The 17,007-nt window shown below is 69.4% G+C and carries 14 protein-coding genes and 1 pseudogene; 1 reads left to right on the forward strand and 14 read right to left on the reverse strand.

Annotation, left to right across the window (positions count from 1 at the left end):
- Positions 1-88: 88 nt before the first annotated feature.
- The 13 genes from LAJ19_RS14065 to LAJ19_RS14125 form a co-directional block, all read right to left on the reverse strand.
- Positions 89-709, reverse strand: a complete 621-nt coding sequence (locus LAJ19_RS14065; RefSeq protein WP_225523497.1) for an RraA family protein — start codon at positions 707-709, stop codon at positions 89-91.
- Positions 706-2,130 (reverse strand): dipeptidase, encoded by a 1,425-nt coding sequence (locus LAJ19_RS14070; RefSeq protein ID WP_225523498.1) that lies wholly within the window; start codon positions 2,128-2,130, stop codon positions 706-708. The genes LAJ19_RS14065 and LAJ19_RS14070 overlap by 4 nt, the downstream gene beginning before the upstream one ends.
- Positions 2,127-2,891 (reverse strand): SDR family NAD(P)-dependent oxidoreductase, encoded by a 765-nt coding sequence (locus LAJ19_RS14075; protein ID WP_225523499.1) that lies wholly within the window; start codon positions 2,889-2,891, stop codon positions 2,127-2,129. Before LAJ19_RS14075 ends, LAJ19_RS14070 begins: the two co-directional genes overlap by 4 nt.
- A complete protein-coding gene (locus LAJ19_RS14080) occupies positions 2,888-3,937 on the reverse strand; it encodes a ketopantoate reductase family protein (protein WP_225523500.1) in 1,050 nt (349 codons plus the stop codon). Before LAJ19_RS14080 ends, LAJ19_RS14075 begins: the two co-directional genes overlap by 4 nt.
- Positions 3,934-4,641: a creatininase family protein gene (locus tag LAJ19_RS14085; RefSeq protein WP_225523501.1), complete on the reverse strand. Its 708-nt coding sequence runs from the start codon at positions 4,639-4,641 to the stop codon at positions 3,934-3,936. Before LAJ19_RS14085 ends, LAJ19_RS14080 begins: the two co-directional genes overlap by 4 nt.
- Positions 4,638-5,654, reverse strand: coding sequence for a GntR family transcriptional regulator (locus LAJ19_RS14090; RefSeq protein WP_225523502.1), 1,017 nt, complete (start codon positions 5,652-5,654; stop codon positions 4,638-4,640). Before LAJ19_RS14090 ends, LAJ19_RS14085 begins: the two co-directional genes overlap by 4 nt.
- On the reverse strand, positions 5,651-6,691 hold the full coding sequence (locus LAJ19_RS14095) for an ABC transporter ATP-binding protein (protein ID WP_225523503.1): 1,041 nt from the start codon (positions 6,689-6,691) through the stop codon (positions 5,651-5,653). Before LAJ19_RS14095 ends, LAJ19_RS14090 begins: the two co-directional genes overlap by 4 nt.
- Positions 6,688-7,695, reverse strand: coding sequence for an ABC transporter ATP-binding protein (locus tag LAJ19_RS14100; protein WP_225523504.1), 1,008 nt, complete (start codon positions 7,693-7,695; stop codon positions 6,688-6,690). Before LAJ19_RS14100 ends, LAJ19_RS14095 begins: the two co-directional genes overlap by 4 nt.
- Positions 7,692-8,546 carry an ABC transporter permease gene (locus LAJ19_RS14105; RefSeq protein ID WP_225523505.1) on the reverse strand — a complete coding sequence of 285 codons (855 nt, stop codon included), beginning with the start codon at positions 8,544-8,546 and terminating at the stop codon, positions 7,692-7,694. Before LAJ19_RS14105 ends, LAJ19_RS14100 begins: the two co-directional genes overlap by 4 nt.
- Positions 8,543-9,481 carry an ABC transporter permease gene (locus LAJ19_RS14110; RefSeq protein WP_225523506.1) on the reverse strand — a complete coding sequence of 313 codons (939 nt, stop codon included), beginning with the start codon at positions 9,479-9,481 and terminating at the stop codon, positions 8,543-8,545. The genes LAJ19_RS14105 and LAJ19_RS14110 overlap by 4 nt, the downstream gene beginning before the upstream one ends.
- Positions 9,482-9,563: 82 nt before the next feature.
- Positions 9,564-11,138: an ABC transporter substrate-binding protein gene (locus LAJ19_RS14115; protein ID WP_225523507.1), complete on the reverse strand. Its 1,575-nt coding sequence runs from the start codon at positions 11,136-11,138 to the stop codon at positions 9,564-9,566.
- A gap of 285 nt (positions 11,139-11,423) precedes the next feature.
- On the reverse strand, positions 11,424-12,692 hold the full coding sequence (locus LAJ19_RS14120) for an AAA family ATPase (protein ID WP_225523508.1): 1,269 nt from the start codon (positions 12,690-12,692) through the stop codon (positions 11,424-11,426).
- Positions 12,689-13,318 (reverse strand): RNA ligase family protein, encoded by a 630-nt coding sequence (locus tag LAJ19_RS14125; protein WP_225523509.1) that lies wholly within the window; start codon positions 13,316-13,318, stop codon positions 12,689-12,691. The genes LAJ19_RS14120 and LAJ19_RS14125 overlap by 4 nt, the downstream gene beginning before the upstream one ends.
- A 291-nt stretch (positions 13,319-13,609) precedes the next feature.
- Between LAJ19_RS14125 and LAJ19_RS14130 the strand changes: the two are divergent.
- Positions 13,610-14,618 (forward strand): annotated as a pseudogene (locus LAJ19_RS14130) (IS630 family transposase).
- Between the two features lie 590 nt (positions 14,619-15,208).
- Here LAJ19_RS14130 and LAJ19_RS14135 read toward each other — a convergent pair.
- Entirely contained in the window at positions 15,209-16,723 is a 1,515-nt protein-coding gene (locus LAJ19_RS14135) for a hypothetical protein (protein WP_225523510.1), read from the reverse strand.
- Positions 16,724-17,007 lie beyond the last annotated feature (284 nt).

Below are 17,007 nucleotides of genomic sequence, written 5' to 3' on the forward strand. Positions count from 1 at the left end.
GGAGCGGCGCCGCACAGGGGGCGGGGGACAGCGAGGCGGGGCCCGGCCGGGCGCGCTCGCCGGGGCCGCCGGGCCGGGCCGCGGGGGGTCATTCGGCCGGGCCCGGCTGCAGGTCAGCGGCGCTGGCCGTGCGGGCCAGCAGGGCCTGCTCGGCGGCGAGCAGCGCCTCCACGGCCGCCAGGACCCCGGGAATGCGGGCGCGCGGCACGATCACCACGCCGTTCTCGTCGGCCACGACCAGGTCGCCGGGCAAGACAGGCTGCCCGCCGGGGGCGACCGGGACGTTCACGGCGCCGTGGGCGCCGCCCAGCCCGGCGTTGGGCGTCACAGCGGTGCTGAACACCGGGAACTGCAGCCGGCGCACGGCGCTGACGTCGCGGCAGCCGCCGTCGATGACCGCGCCGGCCAGGCCGCGCGCCTGGGCGGCGCGGGTGGTGCGTTCGCCCCAGAAGGCGGAGTTCGTCACGCCGTGCGAGTCGATGACGAGCACGCTGCCGGCGGGCGCCGTGTCGATGGCGCTGAACACCGCGCTCAGGTCGGTGCCGAAGGTGCGGACCGTCACGGCCGGGCCGAGCAGGCGCGCGCCGGGCCACACCGGGCGGAACGCGGCGCTCAGCGCGCCGCCGCGCTCCAGGGCGTCGGACACCGCGCAGCTGAGGTCGCCGTCCGGCAGCAGGGCCGCGAAGGCGCGCAGGGCCGGGTCGGTCATGGCTGGCCCCCCGGCCCGGCGTCCGCCGCCAGGGCCGCCCAGTAGCGCGCCCAGGCCTCCTGGCCTTCACCCAGGCGCGCGAGGCGGAAGAACTCGTTGGGCGCGTGGATGTCCTCGTCCCCCACCGCGAAGCTGAAGAACACGGTGTCCACCCCGAGCAGTTCGCTGAAGGTCTCCAGCACCGGGATGCTGCCGCCCATGCCGACCTCCAGGGGCGCGCGGCCGTACACGGTTTCGAGCACCTGCCGCGCCACCCGGCGGCCCGGGTGGGCCGCCGGCAGCTCGTACGCGCGGGCGCCGTGCGCGCCCGCGCGCACCTCCAGCGTCACGCCGGGCGGCAGGTGCCGGCGCAGGTGAGCTTCGATCAGGGCGGGCATGCGGGCCGGGTCCTGGCCCGGCACCAGCCGGCAGGTGATTTTGGCGTGCGCCTCGCCGGGCAGCACGGTTTTGCTGCCTTCGCCGGCGTAGCCGCCCCACAGGCCGTTGAGTTCCAGCGTCGGGCGGGTCCACTGGCGTTCGAGGGTGCTGTACCCGGCCTCGCCGTACGTGGCGGGCGCGCCGGTCTGCTCGAGGTACGCCGCGTCGGTGAACGGCAACGCCCGGATGGCCTGGCGCTCGGCCGGCGTGCGGTCGCTCACCCCGTCGTAGAAGCCGTCCACCGCGACCCGGCCGTCGGCGGCGTGCAGGCTGGCGACGAGCGCGGCGATGGCGTGCAGCGGGTTGTGCAGGCTGCCGCCGTGCCGGCCGGAGTGCAGGTCCTTGGCGGGGCCGCGCACCGTGAATTCGAGCGCCGCGAGGCCGCGCGCGCTGACGGTCAGCGACGGCGTCTCGGCGCTCCACATGCCGCCGTCGGCGCTGAGCACGAAGTCGGCCTGCAGGCGCCCGCGCCGGGCGGCAACCAGGGCCGGCAGGTGGGCGCTGCCGACCTCCTCCTCACCTTCGAACAGGAACTTCACGTTGACGGGCAGGCGGCCCAGGGCGCTGAGGTACGCGTCGGCGACCTGCACGGCGATCAGCAGCGGGCCCTTGTCGTCGCTGACGCCGCGGCCGTACACCCGCTCACCCTGCACGGTGGGCGTGAAGGGCGGCGTGCGCCAGCGGTCCTCGGGGTCGGGCGGCTGCACGTCGTAGTGACCGTACACCAGCAGGGTGGGCGCGCCGGGCGCGCCGAGCCACTCGGCGTACACGGCCGGGTGCCCGGCGGTGGGCCACTGCTCGACTGCCGCCAGGCCCGCCTGGCGCAGCCGGGCGGCCAGCCAGTCCGCGGCGCGCCGGACGTCCGGCGCGTGCGCCGCCTGGGCGCTCACGCTCGGAATGGCGGCGAAGGCGAGCAGGTCGTTCAGGGAGGCCGCCGAGCGGCCCTGCAGGGTGGCGAGCACCTGCGCGAGCCCGGCGTCCGCGGCGGGCGGGCGGGCGCTCACCGGCCGCCGTCCACGCTCAGGACCTGCCCGGTGATCCAGCCGGCCTGATCGGACGCGAAGAACTGCACGGCCGCGGCGATGTCCTGCGGGCTGCCCAGGCGCCGCAGGGCGAGGCCCTGCACCAGGCGCCGCTGGCCGTCCTCGCCGTAGCTCTCCCACTGCCGCTCGGTGGTGGGGTTGCTGCGCACGAAGCCCGGCGCGACGTTGTTCACGGTAATGCCGAACTCGCCGAGTTCATGGGCGAGCTGCCGGGTCAGGCCGATCTGCGCGGCTTTGGCGCTCGCGTACGCCTGGATGCCGGTGAGACTGACGCCCAGCCCGGCGCCGGAGGAGATGTTGACGATCCGCCCGCGCCGCTGGCGTTTCATGTGCGGCGCGGCGGCCTGCGCGCACAGAAACGCGCCGTCCACGTTCACCGCGAAGATCGCGCGCCAGTCTTCGGGCGTGATCTCCTCGAGCGGGCGGCCCACCTGCCCGAGCACGCCGCCGGCGTTGTTGACGAGCACGTCGATGCGGCCGGTCTCCTGCGCGGCCGCGCCGATGACGGCCTGCACGGCGGCCGGGTCGGTGACGTCCAGGTGCCGGGCGCGCAGCGGCGGGCCGGCCGCGGCGAGGCGGGCGGTGTCCTGCAGCCCGGCGTCCTGCACGTCGCAGGCGTACACCTGGGCGCCGTCGGCGGCGAAGGCGTGGGCGATGGCGCGGCCGAAGCCGTGCGCCGCGCCGGTCACGATCACGGTCTGCCCGTCGAAGGTGAGGTTCATGCCTGAACCTGCCCCAGCTGCCTGCGCAGCTCGGCGATGTTGTCGCGGCTCAGTTCCCGCCGGCCCGCTTCAATGTCGTGGATCAGTTCCACCAGGCGCGCCGAGATGGGCGTGGGCACGCCGTGCAGGGCGCCGAAATGCACCACCCAGCCGAGTTGCGCGTCCACCTCGGTGCGCCGCCGGCGCACGGCGAGGTCGCGCCAGATGCCGCTGTGCGTCTTGGCGCTGCGGCGGTTGAAGGCCACGAGCTCGTCGAGGCTGGCGTGGGCCTGCGCGGCGCTGGCCTGCGGCAGGAAGGCGCGGGGATCGAAGCCGTTGAACGCTTCGGGCGTGACGCCGTGCGCCAGGGTGACGCGCAGCACCTCGCGGCCAAGTTCGGTGTACAGCGCGCGGTCCTCGGGGCGGGCGAGCGCGTCGGCGATGCTGTCGTTGGTGACGGCCGTGGCGAACAGCAGCGCGCCGTAGGCGAGTTTGCCCCACAGGTAGCCCATGATGTTGGGGCTGAGCACCGCGTCCGGTTCGAAGGTGCGCAGCAGGGCGTGCAGGGCGCGGGCGCGGGCGCTGAGTTCGCCGCTCTGCTCGCCGATCACGACCGCGCCGCGCCCGGCGTAGTGCACCGTGCCGGGCTCGAGGTAGTCGGCGCCGAAGTTCACGAAGCTGCCCAGCACCCGCGGCGCGCCGAGCGTGCCGTTGAGAATCAGGGGGTTGAGGCCGTTCTGGATGGACACCACCGCGCCGCTCTGCGTCAGGTGAGGCGCGAGCTGCTCGCCGGCGGCCTGGGTGTCCTGCGCCTTGGTGCACAGCAGGACGGTGTCCCACTCGCCGCGCAGCGTGACTGGCGTGAACGCCGGGGCCTGCACGCGGAAGTCGCCGAAGGGCCCGGTGACGTGCAGGCCGGCGCGGGTGATGGCCTGCACGTGGTCCTCGGCGCGGTCGACGAAAGTCACGTCGTGCCCGGCGCGCGCGAGGTACGCGCCGATGGTGCCGCCGATGGCGCCCGCGCCCCACACGAGCACGCGGCCGACGGCAGGGTCAGCGGCGCTCACAGCGACCACCCGCCGTCGAGCAGCGCGCGGGTTTCGCTCACGGCCACGTCCCAGATGGCCTGCATGTCCGCGTCGGGCCGCTGGAAGCGCCCGCCGTAGTTGCCTTCGCCGAGGTAGGCGCGCAGTTCCTGCGGGGCGAGCAGGCGCAGCACATTCAGGTCGGCGGGGGCTTTTTCCCCGCCGGGCAGCGTCACGCCGTCCAGGCGGGTCCAGGGGAAGTTCTCCATCCAGGAGGCGTGGCTGGCGTTGGGGTCGGTGGCCTGCACCTGCGCCCACACCTGCGGGGCGTTCCACCAGTTGTGGAATTTCACGCGGGTGCCGGGATGGTCGGCCATCCACTCGCCCACGAAGCCCTGCGCGGGACTGTTGCCACCGTGGCCGTTGACGATCAGGATCCGCCGGAAGCCCTGTTCGTGCAGGCCGTCAAGCAGGTCGCGGACCACCGCGAGGTAGGTGCTCACGCGCAGGGTCACGCTGCCGGGGTACGCGCGGAAGTACGGCGTGACGCCGTACGGCACGACCGGGAACACCGGCACGCCCAGCGGCGCGGCCGCTTCGCGGGCCAGGCGTTCGGGCAGGATGTTGTCCACGCACAGGCTGAGGTAGGCGTGCTGCTCGGTGCTGCCCAGCGGCAGCACGCAGCGGTCGTCGCGCTGCAGGTACTGCTCGACCTGCATCCAGTTCTGACGCTCAATCGGGGTCATAAGGGTCCTTCCTTGCGGCGGGCGAGCACGGCGGGCAGCACCAGCCGCTCGATGTCGTGAGGGTCGATGATGTGGCGGTATTCCAGCATCGGTTTGTGCGGCGTGAGCGTGCGGACGAGTTCCGAGCCGGTGGCGTACACCACGACGTCGCAGCGGTCAAGCACGTCCAGGAGGGTGTCCGCCTGGATGTGCGTGGCGTGCAGGGCCTGCACGTGCGGCGCGAAGCGTTTGACGCCGGCCAGGAAGGTCGGCAGGAACTCCTCGAAGGTGGCGACCACCGCCAGGCGGGCCAGCGGACTGAGCGCCGCCAGGGCCGCGCGGGTGGGCTGGGAGGGAATGAAGCCGACCGGCAGCACCTCGGTGCCGGGGAACAGCGCGCGCGTCTCGGCGAGCCGGTGGGCGAGCGCGAGCACCACGTCGGCCTGCCGGGCCTGCGCCAGGCCGTGCCCCTGGCGCAGCTCGCCGAGCGTGACCGCCTGCACCCGGTCCCCGGGGCGCAGGGCCGCCTGCAGGCCGGCGGCGTAGCTGCTCGTCGCGTCGGCGAACAGGCCCACGAGCAGCACCGTCACGCCGTCGGCCGGGCCGCGGTCCGCCTGGGCGAGCAGCAGGTTCAGCACGCCGCGCACCTGGTGCACGCTGTACCCTTCGCTTTCCGCCTGGCGCAGCGCGTCCCCGAGCAGCTGGTGCAGCCGCCCGAGGTCCGGGCCGGCCGGGGCGGGCAGCTCGGCGACGTAGGTGCCGCGGCCGCGGGCGGTGACGATCAGGCCCTGCGCGAGCAGGTCCTTGTACACCTGCGCGACCGTGACGTGCGCCACGGCGAGGTTCTGCGAGAGTTCGCGGACGCTGGGCAGGCGCGCGCCGCGCGGCAGTTCCCCGCAGGCGATGCCGTACTCGATCTGCCCGCGCAGCTGCGCGCCGAGCGGCACGCCCAGGCTGCGGTCCAGCGTGAAAGGCCAGTCGGTGCCGGGCGCGGCGTCCTGCAGGAGCGGGGCGGGGTCGGGCGTCAGGGTCATCCGGTCACCGGCGCGCCCGGCCCGGCGCCTGTGGCCTGCGGGAGCGGGTCGTAGAGGTGACAGGCGACCTCCTGCCCGCCGTCCAGGCGCAGCAGCGCGGGCCGCTCGGCGGCGCAGCGGTCAAAGGCGTGCGGGCAGCGGGTGCGGAACGCGCAGCCGCCCGGGACGTTCAGGGGGCTGGGCAGTTCGCCGGTGATGGCGGGCGCGGCCGTGCGGCGCGCCGGGTCGAGGGTGGGGGCCGCGGCGAGCAGCGCCTGGGTGTACGGGTGCTTCGGCGCGCTGAACAGCGCGTCGGTGGGCGCGACCTCCACCACCCGGCCGAGGTACATCACGGCCACGCGGTGCGAGAGGTGCCGCACCAGGCGCAGGTCGTGCGCGACGAACAGCACGGTCAGGCCCAGGCGCTGCTGCAGTTCGAGCAGCAGGTTCACGACCTGCGCCTGCACGCTGACGTCCAGCGCGGAGACGAGTTCGTCGGCGATCAGGCACTCGGGTTCGAGCGCCAGGGCGCGGGCGATGCCGACGCGCTGGCGCTGCCCGCCGCTGAACTCGTGCGGGTAGCGGCCCGCGGCGTGGGCGGGCAGGCCCACCAGGGTCAGGAGTTCCTGGATGCGGGCGGGCTGCTCGGCGGCCGGGCGCATGCGGTGCACGCTCAGGACCTCGCGCAGCATCTGCCCGACCGTCATGCGGGGGTTGAGGCTGGAGTACGGGTCCTGGAAGATCATCTGCACGCGGCGGTTGTAGCGCCGCAGCGCCGGGCCGCGCAGGCGCAGCACGTCCAGGTCCTCGTAGCGCACCGCGCCGCTGTCGGCCTCGTGCAGGCGCACGAGGCAGCGCGCGAGCGTGGATTTCCCGCAGCCGCTCTCGCCGACGATGCCGAGCGTCTCGCCGCGCACGACGCTCAGGTGCACGTCGCTCAGGGCCTGCACGGCCCGGCGAGGCTGGCCCTGCAGGCGGGCAAGCAGGCTCTGGCGCACCGGGAAGGTTTTGGTCAGGCCGCGCACGTCCATCAGCGCGGCGGGGTGTTCCAGGGTCATACGGCCACCTCCCCGGCGAGGCTGGGCAGGCGGTCGTGGTGCACGCAGGCGCTGTCGTGCCCCGGCGCGACGGTCAGCAGGGGCGGCTCGGCGCCCCGGCAGGCGTCCGTGACGAAGCTGCACCGGGGTGCGAACGGACAGCCGGGCGGCAGGCTCAGCAGGTTCGGGGGACCGCCGGGAATGGGCTGCAGCGGCTCGCGGCGCGCGCCGGCGCCGGGCAGGCTGCGCAGCAGGCCCAGCGCGTAGGCGTGGCGGGGCCGGCGGAACAGCTCAGGCACGGGGGCGGTTTCCACGAGGCGGCCGCCGTACATCACGGCCACGCGGTCGCAGGTCTGCGCGATGACGCCCAGGTCGTGCGTGACCAGAATGACGCTCATGTCGAGTTCCTCGCGCAGGCGCAGCAGCAGCCGCAGAATCTGGTCCTGGATGGTGACGTCCAGGGCGGTGGTGGGTTCGTCGGCGAGCAGCAGTTTCGGCTCGGACGCCAGGGCGATGGCGATCATGGCGCGCTGGCGCATGCCGCCGGAGAACTGGTGCGGGTAGTCGCCCAGGCGGGCGCGCGGACTGGGAATGCCGGTCAGGTCAAGCAGTTCCGCGGCGCGGTCCTGCGCGGCGCGCCCGCGCAGGCCGCGGTGTTCGCGCAGGTTCTCCAGGATCTGCTCGCCGACCGTGAGGACCGGGTTCAGGGCGGACATGGGCTCCTGGAAGATCATGCCGATCTGGGCGCCGCGCACCTCGCGCAGGCGCGTTTCTGGCAGGGTGAGCAGGTTCTGCCCGCCGAAGTTCACCTCGCCGGTCAGCTGCGCGGGCGGGCGGTACAGGCGCAGCAGCGAGCGCAGCGTGACGCTTTTGCCGCTGCCGGACTCGCCGACCAGGCCGAGCATCTCGCCGGGGCGCACGTCGAAACTCACGCCGCGCACCACGTGCAGCGGGCCGGCGGGCGTGGGCATGCGCACGTTGAGGTCACGCACGCTCAGCAGCGGCCGGTGGGAGGCGCCGGTCATGCGCGCGGCCTCAGGGCGTCGGCGAGGCCGTCGCCGATCAGGCTGAAGGTCACGCCGGCCAGCGTCAGGGCCAGCCCGGGGAAGGTGCTGATCCACCAGGCGGTGGCCATGAAGTTCTTGCCGTCGGCAACCATCACGCCCCATTCCGGTGTGGGCGGCTGCGCGCCCAGGCCGAGGTAGCCGAGCGAGGCGCCGAGCAGGATGCCCAGGCTCATGTCGGTCATCAGGTACACGACGGCGGGCGTCACGGCGTTGGGCAGCAGGTGGCGCAGGAGAATGCGCGTGGGGCTGTAGCCCAGCACCCGGCCGGCCTGCGCGTACTCGGCTTTCTTCTGGGTCATGACCTCGCCGCGGGTGAGGCGCCAGTAGCTGACCCAGCCGACGGCGCTCACGGCGACGTACATGTTCGTCAGGCCCGGCCCGAGGACCGCCACGATGGCGATGACCAGTACCAGGAACGGAAAGACGACCACGAGGTCCGCGAGGCGGCCGACCAGGGCGTCACTCCAGCGCCCGGCGTAGCCGGTCAGCGCGCCGAGCAGCGTGCCGAACACGAACGGGAACAGGGTGGTGAACAGCGCGATCTGCAGGTCGATGCGGGTGCCGTAGATCACGCGGCTGAGCACGTCCCGACCGAAATTGTCGGTGCCGAGGGGATGCCGGGCGGTGGGGCCCTGCAAGATGGCCTCGTAGTCGAAGTCGGTGGGACTGAACGGCGCGAGCGGCGCGGGAAACAGCGCGGCGCCCAGCAGGACCAGCAGCAGCGCCAGCCCGATCAGCAGGGTGGGTTTGGGCACCCTCCGGCGGGCGGGGGCCGGCGCGGGCGCCGCGGTGGTCAGGGCGGCGGTCACGACAGTTCCGTCCGGGGGTCGAGGCGGGCGTGGATCAGGTCGGTCATCAGGAACACCAGGGAGACGAGCACGGCGAAGGTCAGGGTCAGGCCCTGAATCACCGGGTAGTCCCGGCCGAAGATCGCGTCCACCATCAGGCGGCCCACGCCGGGAATGGCGAATACGGTTTCGGTGATCACGGCCCCGCCGATCAGCGCGCCGATGTTCAGGCCCAGCAGCGTGACGGTGGGAATCAGGGCGTTGCGCAGCACGTGCCGGGTCATGATCACGCCGGCGCGCAGGCCCTTGGCGCGGGCGAAGTCCACGTACTCGGCGGTGATCACCTCGATGACGCTGTTGCGCAGGGTCCGGACCAGCACCGCCGCGAGGTTCAGGCCCAGCGTCAGCGCCGGCAGGAACAGGTGGTAGAAGTGCTCGGGCACGCTGGTGCCGTAGCCGCCGATCGGGAACCAGCCCAGGCGGGCGCCCAGCAGGGTCAGCAGCTGCAGCGCCACGTAGAACACCGGCAGCGACAGGCCCACCTGGAACACGCCGCGGATCAGGGCGTCCACCCAGGTGTTGCGGCGCACGGCCGCGAGCACCGCGAGCGGCACGGCGAGCAGCAGGCCCAGCGCGGCGGCGTACACCGTGAGAAACAGCGTGACCGGCAGGCGCTCGCCGATCAGGCGCAGCACGGGAATCTTCAGGGTGATGCTCTCGCCGAGGTTGCCCTGCAGCAGGTTGAGCACGAACAGGCCGAACTGCACCGGCAGCGGGCGGTCCAGGCCCAGCTGGCGGTTGGTGCGCGCCACGATCTCCTCGGTGGCGCGGTCGCCGAGAATGGCGCTGGCCGGATCGCCCGGCAGCAGCCGCACCAGCAGGAACACGACCAGCATCACGGCCAGGAAGGTCGGGATGATCTGAAGCAGGCGTTTGAGGACGTAGTTGCTGTGCATACACCTCCAAAGTCACGCGCCGCCGCCGGGAGGCCGGGGCGGCGCCGGGGGTCACCGGGGGCCGGGCAGGGGCCGCGCGGGTTTACTTCTCCAGGGACGCGCCCGCGAAGATGTTGTTGCCCAGCGGGATCTGCACGAAGCCGCGGACGTTTTTGGCGAGCGCCACCGGGTACGGCGTTTCGTACAGGTAGACGATGGGCGCGGCGTTCAGGTACAGGCTCTGGATCGTGCGGTACTGCGAGGCGCGCTTGACGCGGCTGGTCTCCTGCTGGCTCTGCGCGAACAGCTTGTCGATCTCGGCGCTCCTGAAGCCGGTGTGGACCGATTCGATGTTGCTGTACAGCGCGTAGTAGCTGGTGATCTGCGAGGGGTCGTTGATGTCGTTCGTCCACGCGGCGGTGCGCATCTGGAAGTCGTTGGCGCGGTAACGGGCGGTTTTGGTGGCCGCGTCGAGCTGCTCGATCTTGAGCCGCACGCCGACCGCGCTCCACATCTGCTGCAGCGCGGTGAGCAGCGCGAGGTCGTCGGCACTGCCGCTGGTGGCGAGGACCGTCACGTCAAAGCCGTTCTTGAACTTCGAGGCGGCCAGCAGCGCCTTCGCCTTGGCGAGGTCGTAGGGGTAGCCTTTCTGGGACGCGTCGAACAGCGGCGTGGTGGACGACATGTAGGACTTCATTTCCTTGCCGGTGCCGTAGGTCACGACCTGAATCAGCGCCTGCTTGTTGGTGGCGTAGTTCAGGGCCTGGCGGACCTTGACGTCACTCAGCGGGTTGACGGTTCCGTCCTTGAGGGTCGGGCGGTTGTTCATCAGGATGTTGTTCACCTTGGTGGAGGGAAACAGTGTCATGTTGACCCGCGGGTTGGCCTTGAGTTCCGCCACGCGGCTGAGCGGAATGAATTCCGCGCCCTGGAGTTCCCCGGCCTGCAGTTTCAGGATGCGGGTGTTGTCGTCGGGGATGATCTCGAAGCGCACGCTGTCGAGGTACGGCAGGGCCTTGCCGTCCTCGCCTTTCTTCCAGTAGTAGGGATTGCGTTTGAGAACCATGTACGACCCACGTTTCCATTCGCTGAGCACGAACGGTCCCGAGCCGATGGGCTTTTCCGCGAAGGCTTTGGCCTTCTCGGCGTCATTCTTGCCGGGCGCGGCCGTGAACAGCTTCTGCGGCATGATCGCGGCGTTGAAGGTCGCGAGCGCGGCGGGCAGGGTGGGGTCGGGGGTCTTGAGGTTCAGCGTGACGGTGGTGCCGCTGGCGGTGATGGAACTGATGCTCGCGAGGGAGCTGCTCCACGCCCCGGCGTCCGGCTGGCGGGCCCGGTCGAGGGACCATTTGACGTCCTGGGCGGTCAGTGGGCTGCCGTCGGCGAATTTCAGGCCTGGGCGCAGGGTGAGCGTCATTGCCTTGCCGTCCTTGGACACCACGAAGCGGCTCGCGAGGCCCGGCTGCACACCCTTGCCGTCGTTGGTGGGCTGCAGCAGGGTGTCGTAAAGGTTGGTCAGGATCCAGATGTCGAGGTTCGCGTCGTTCAGCACCGGGTCGAGGAACAGGGAATCGGCGTACCGGCCGTACACGAGTTGGCCGCCTCGGGTCACGGCCAGGGCCTGGCTGCAGGTCAGGGCGGCCACGAGGGTCAGGGATGCACGGGTCAGTCGCTTCATAGCACTTCCTCCATTGGGCATAACACGTTGTGTCTTTGTTATGGTGAACCATAACACCTGGAACGAGAGGAAACAAGCCAGCGGGCCGGACCGCAGCCCGGTCAGCCCCGCGCTGCGCTGGGCGCGGCTGCGCACCGGCCTCTGGACGCTCTCACCGCAGCGCCGCCAGGGTCCAGGCTGCGCCGGCCGCCCGGACCGCTACCTCACAGAACCGGTCAGTCTGAACGCCGGCGCGGACCTGCACCCCTGCGGGCACGGCGCAGGTCCCAGGCCCCGGCGGGCGGACTAGCGGCCGGCCGGGCCAGCGGGCAGGGCCCGGAAGTACTCGTCAAGCAGGACCGTCCGGTGCGCTTCGGTCACGTAGGGAAATTCGGCGTTCTCGACCCGCGCGGCCAGCACGCGGGCGGGCACGGCGTGCACCCGCGCCGGGTTGCGCCCGAACAGGCTGCTCAGCGGCGGCTGGAACACCACCAGGGTGGTCAGCGCGCCGTAGTCGAAACCGAGCGTCAGCGGAAGACTCCGGAAGTCCCGGCGGGTGTTCGTGGCGTCCCACACCACCCGCCGCCCGGCCCGCAGCGCGGCGCGCAGCTGCGCCTTGGCGGCCTGCAGCACCTGGCCGTTCACGCCCTGATCGGCGCGTTTTCCTGCCAGCGTCTCACGCAGCCGATCCAGGGACACCACCTCGAAATCCGGCAGGTACTCCGCCACCCAGCTGCTTTTGCCGGCGCCGCTCGGCCCGCAGGTCACCACCAGTTGCGCGAAGCCCCGGCGGGCAGCGTATCCGCGCGCCACGGCCTCCTCCGGCGTCTGAATCCGCCCCGCCTCGTAATCGAGCACGCCCTGCGCGAGCACGAGGTCCTGGTACTCAGGCGCGAAGCCCGCGAGGTCACGCGCGACCGCGTCCCGCCAGCCGGCGTACGGGTCGGGTTGAGCCCACACGCCGAACTCCTCGGCGCCCAGCCGGAAGAGTTCCAGGTCCTCCAGCGCCGACGCCCGGTTCGGCGCGACCCGGCCGCGCACGTCTGCCTGCTCGAGCAGGTACAGCAGCCGCAGGTTCATCTGCCGCGCGAGGCGGTGGTACGCGCGGGCCGTGCCGGCCGTGAGGGTCCGGCCCAGGTCATGGTGATGCCCGACGAGCCCCATCACCGCCGCGGTCACCGCGTGCGGCAGCCCGAGGTCCGGCAGGCGGTAGGCGAGGTACGAGCGGCCCCGGTCGGCGTGGCGCGGGGAGATGACCCGCGCGGCGCCGCGGCCGTCCTCGGCCCGCCGGGTGGTCAGCGCCTTGCCGAGGTCGTGAAACGCGGCGGCGAGCGTCAGGACCAGCCGCTCGTCCGGGTTCAGGGCCTGCTCACGGGCCACCCGGTACCCCTCAGCGAGCACGAGGTCGGTGTGTGCCGCCACGTCGCCCTCGGCGTGCCACTCCGGGTCCTGCGGCGTCCGGCTGAGCTGCTCCAGGAGCGGGAGCGTCCCGCCGAGCGCGCGTGCGAACGCCGCGAAGTCCGGTTCGGCGCTGAGCCGCAGGTCACGCACGAAGGTCGCCTCAGGCGCCGTCACGGCTCCCTCCGCAGGCCGTTGGGCGTCACGGCGCCGTGCAGCCAGTGCGCCCCGGTCTGCACGTGCCCGGCCCGGACCCACTTGGCGACGTGCGCCGCGAACGCCGCGAAGGGAAACCCGGCCGCAGTGCGGACCACGTACCCCTCCATGCGGCTCTCGTCGACTGTCAGGGCTCGGATCAGCGCCTCGTCCCAGAGGCCGCGGTACAGCACGCGCGGCGTCGGCACGCCGAGCTCGGCGGCCCAGCGGACGGTGCCGTCCCAGCTGAGGCAGGTGTTGCCATCGTCCCAGACGCTCAGCAGGTAGAAGTACGACGCGAGGTCGTCGTACGCCAGCGAATGCCGGGCGTACAGGTTCTCGCCGCACACGCGCCACCCTGCGGGCAGCCGGTACCCGACGCGGCCCTGCAGGGCCTTCACCCAGGCGCGCGACGGATGCGGCCTTGGATCGAGGGACCGGGCGTGCAGCCCGTCCCGGTAGAGGGTGGTGTTCTCCCCGTCGAGTTTCTCGGTTACGACCACCTCCTGCCCCAGGAACTGCCGGACGTCCACCATGCGCGTGTCGCCGTGCCCCACCCCGGGCGACCAGGGCAGGTGCGGCGTGCGCGGGTACTTCACGCGCGTCACGGGGTCCCCCTCTGAACTCTGGCGGCGTGGGGCCATCCGGCGGTCGCGCGTCCGGCAGGGCCGCGGGAGGCGGCGCCGCTCCGGGTGGTCAGCGCGGCCTTCTGACGTCTGCATTCCAGTTGGGGGCGGTCCGGACAGCGGTTTACGGCGTTCATGGGATTCCTTCGCCGGCCCCAGGACAGAGGCGGCTCCTGAGTTCAGGGTAGGGGGCGCCCCCAGCGCGCGGCATCCGCCAGAACCTCACGTCCCCTTATTGATAACGACGTAAATACGAGCTGGTATGCTGGAGGTGTGGCTGAATGGCATCCATCCAAATACTCCCGAGCGCAGCTGGAGGAACGTCGACTGGCGGCGACCCCCTGGCTTCAAGGGGGCCAGCATTCACAGCAGGTGATTGCCCAGCACTTCGGCGTGTCCGTACACACCGTCAGCAACTAGAAGAAACGCCTGAAGCGCACCGGCAGTCTCCAGGCAACGGTGACGACAGGACGCCCCTCCCGACTCACCACCGCCCAGCTCGAACAGGTCCGCACCCTCCTGAGGGAGGGTGCGCTGCACCATGGCTTCCCTGACCCGACCTGGAGCACCAGACGAGTCGCAGACCTGATCGGGCGGCACTTCGACGTGTGGTACCACCCCGATCACGTCCGGAGAATTCTTCGTCAGCTGGGGTTCACGCCCCAGATGCCGGATGGACGGGCAGCAGAACGCAATGAACTCCGGATCGCGTCCTGGAAAGAACAGGTGGCGCCGGAGTTGGGAAAAAAAGGTCGCGCAGGGCGCAACCCTGGTGGACCTGGATGAGGTTGGCTTCTCGCTGAACGGTGTGCGAAGACGAACGTGGTCGACCAGGGGCGTCACGCCCCTGGTCACACTCCCGGCCAACTGGGAAAAACGCTCGATTATCGGGGCGATCACTTCGGACGGTCGATTCTTCCAGCACACGAAGCATGGGGCGATCCGGGGTGGGGACGTCACCCGGTTCTTCCAGCATCTGATGCGCCATGTGCAGGGGGAGATCGTGGTGGTGCTGGACAACGCGGGCATTCACCGAGCGAAGGCAACTCAGGCGTTCGTGGATCTCCACGAACGCCTGTCGCTGGTGTTTTTGCCGCCGTACGCTCCGGAGTTGAATCCCATCGAGCTGGTGTGGGCGTACGTGAAGCGGAATGTGCTGGGGAACTTCTGTGCCCGCTCAGTGGGCGTGCTGAAAGCGAAGCTGACGACGGCCTGGCAACGGGTTCGGTACATCGACCTGCCTCAACATTTGATGGACTTTAACTTATGCCGTTATCAATAAGAGGTCATAAGACTCTATCGCTGCTCGAGGAGAGGAATGGATGCAACTGCAACTGGGGGTGCCAGAGGTCTGCTGGGAGCGCAGGTAAAAACATGGACCCCCTGAGGTGTCCATGTTTGCAAAAGAGCCTGGTTGCCCCAGCAGTCTGTTGCGCCACCTGCCGCCGTCCGGGCTGAGGTAAGCGGACGTCATGTCACCATGGGAAGGATCGTCAGGTGGGGCAGTTCCGGTAGATGTTTCGAGGCACCGTCACCGTGTTCCTTGGACCACGAATCACGAGTAGTTCCCCGCGAATGCTGATCCGGTTCGACGTGGTGAGGATGTCCCAGCTGGGCCCAGGCCAAAACGTCTGTCGATAGATGATTTTATTTCCTTGATGGCAGCGAACCAGCAACCGTTGCTGAGTGACGCGGTTGTTCCCGAACGTGCCGCTTCGTTGGTCCTCGCCGAGTAGGTCAAGCTGAACCCCAGCCACGGTCACGGTGTTAATCAGCTGACGCTGAGGTTGAGCACAGCTGACCATGACCGTCGCTGTGAACAGGAGACAGAGGGGTGCCTTGATCTTGTTGATGGAACCTCTGCGTCTCAGATCAATACCTCCAGCTTTCGCTATATGTCTGTCCATACGTAATGTAACTGTTGTTGAGAAGAACCCCGCTGCGGGCCCCGATGACGCACCAGATATTGCGCTCAGTACTTGTAAAGGAGCAGTACTGTCCACCAGCAGGTTCGCGTTCACCAACCGGCCATGACGAGGAACAGGTGAAGTACGAGGCAGACTGTTGCGGATAGGTATTGGCGACCGTCGGGTTGACCGTGGATCTGCACAAATCGTGCTGCATGGTTCCCCAGGTGACCTTAAAGGAGGTGTTGAGATTGCTGACACGCTGAAGTTCGATGACTGCGTTATAGATTCGAGTTGGAGCGATGGCTGAAGCATTCCAAGACCCGAGGCCATGCGAGAGGCCGTCACTTTCACTGACCCCCGAGGTGGGGCAATCGTCGTAGGGTTCGGGGAAGTCGGAACGTGATGTACAGCCTTTATTCCAGACGCTGATGTACCCCATGTCTACAAAGTCCATTTCGTAAATTCCCGGGTGTGTTCGTCCGTCCCGCGCTGGGCCAATCCACCAGCCGCCAGGTGAGTCCCAGGCCAGGGTAAATCTGATGTCATCAAGGTTGGTTCCGCGGTTGTTGGGCGTGTAATACAACGTTCCGCGGTTCGGAAAGGGATTGCCGTTCCCTGAGATTGCCTGCGCCGAAAGTTTTTTGGGCTGGCCTTGGATGACCACACGATCAAGTTTTTGAGCTGCTGCAATCCGCTTGGCAATGTCGTTGCTGGACAGCAATGCATAACTGTCGCGTCTCTTCAGGTATTCGCTCCGTGCAGCCTGCATGTGCGGCGGCAACGGCGGAAGAACCGAACTGAAGAGGACGGCCGTATCCGTAGTCACGCCTTGCGCCTTCACTGCCTGGCCAAGATTCGAGAGTGCGTCCGTTGTCCCCTCAGCCTGGAACCCGTAAATGCTGGCGGAATCGAATAATTGTTTTGCATCGTCGGCATCGTCGAAACGAGCCAGAATTTCTACAGCGATCTGCTTGTATTCGGGACCTTGAGCAATGAACTTTTTAATCTGCCCAACGTTTTTCAAATCCAATTGCAGATTCACCTCTTGGTTCAGCAGCACCCCCACATCACTGCCTAGTCGCTTGAGGCCCGTATCTGCCTGTCGCGAGAAGAAGTCTTTTAAGCTTATCGCCAGCTCTTGCGGTTGAATTGCAGATGGGTAAGCGGATGTTCCCTGTGCCAGCGGAGTGTGGTAATACACGGCGCGCAACTTCACTCCTGTCTGAGTGGCTAATCGAGCTAGTTCTGACGTAGTGACTGGCGTGGCAAGTGCAAATCCCACGAGCACAGGCGTGGCTGATGCGCCTTGCTGTTGAATTGTCGTTTTGGTGGGGAGGAGAGTCCAGGTTTGCTCTGATATTGAAGGTCGATCTCCCATGTTTCGCGCCATGTTGCTTTCAGTAGCCTCTGGCAGAGTGGATGTGGCGCAGGAGGAAAGAAGTACGGCTGTCAGGAAAAGAGCAGAGGTGCGTTTCATAGGGTTCTCCAGCATGTGATTTCGACTTCCAAATTTAATTTCGATGCCGCCAACGTGTGACTGGCCACGGTAGGGTAAAGCGACCCGCCTTCTGAAATCAGAAGATGTAACAGCGTGAGGAAATGCTTAAAGCAGATACTCGACCACGCTTCAGAGGCACTCTGGTACCACGTGCCACGCGCTGCATTCGGCGGCCTTTCTGGGGATGGAGCAAGGCCTCACGACGGCCACCATGCTGGGCGCCGTCGCCTACGCGTTGCGGGTGATGGCACAGTGCGAAGACC

It is taken from the genome of Deinococcus taeanensis (assembly GCF_020229735.1).
In the GTDB taxonomy this organism is placed as follows: Bacteria; Deinococcota; Deinococci; order Deinococcales; family Deinococcaceae; genus Deinococcus; species Deinococcus taeanensis.

Coding starts and splice junctions, on each gene's coding strand:
- LAJ19_RS14065 (WP_225523497.1), bottom strand. CDS start 709: ATGACCGACCCGGCCCTGCGCGCCTTCGCGGCCCTGCTGCCGGACGGC.
- LAJ19_RS14095 (WP_225523503.1), bottom strand. CDS start 6,691: ATGACCCTGGAACACCCCGCCGCGCTGATGGACGTGCGCGGCCTGACC.
- LAJ19_RS14085 (WP_225523501.1), bottom strand. CDS start 4,641: ATGACCCCGATTGAGCGTCAGAACTGGATGCAGGTCGAGCAGTACCTG.
- LAJ19_RS14075 (WP_225523499.1), bottom strand. CDS start 2,891: ATGAACCTCACCTTCGACGGGCAGACCGTGATCGTGACCGGCGCGGCG.
- LAJ19_RS14135 (WP_225523510.1), bottom strand. CDS start 16,723: ATGAAACGCACCTCTGCTCTTTTCCTGACAGCCGTACTTCTTTCCTCC.
- LAJ19_RS14110 (WP_225523506.1), bottom strand. CDS start 9,481: ATGCACAGCAACTACGTCCTCAAACGCCTGCTTCAGATCATCCCGACC.
- LAJ19_RS14090 (WP_225523502.1), bottom strand. CDS start 5,654: ATGACCCTGACGCCCGACCCCGCCCCGCTCCTGCAGGACGCCGCGCCC.
- LAJ19_RS14115 (WP_225523507.1), bottom strand. CDS start 11,138: ATGAAGCGACTGACCCGTGCATCCCTGACCCTCGTGGCCGCCCTGACC.
- LAJ19_RS14100 (WP_225523504.1), bottom strand. CDS start 7,695: ATGACCGGCGCCTCCCACCGGCCGCTGCTGAGCGTGCGTGACCTCAAC.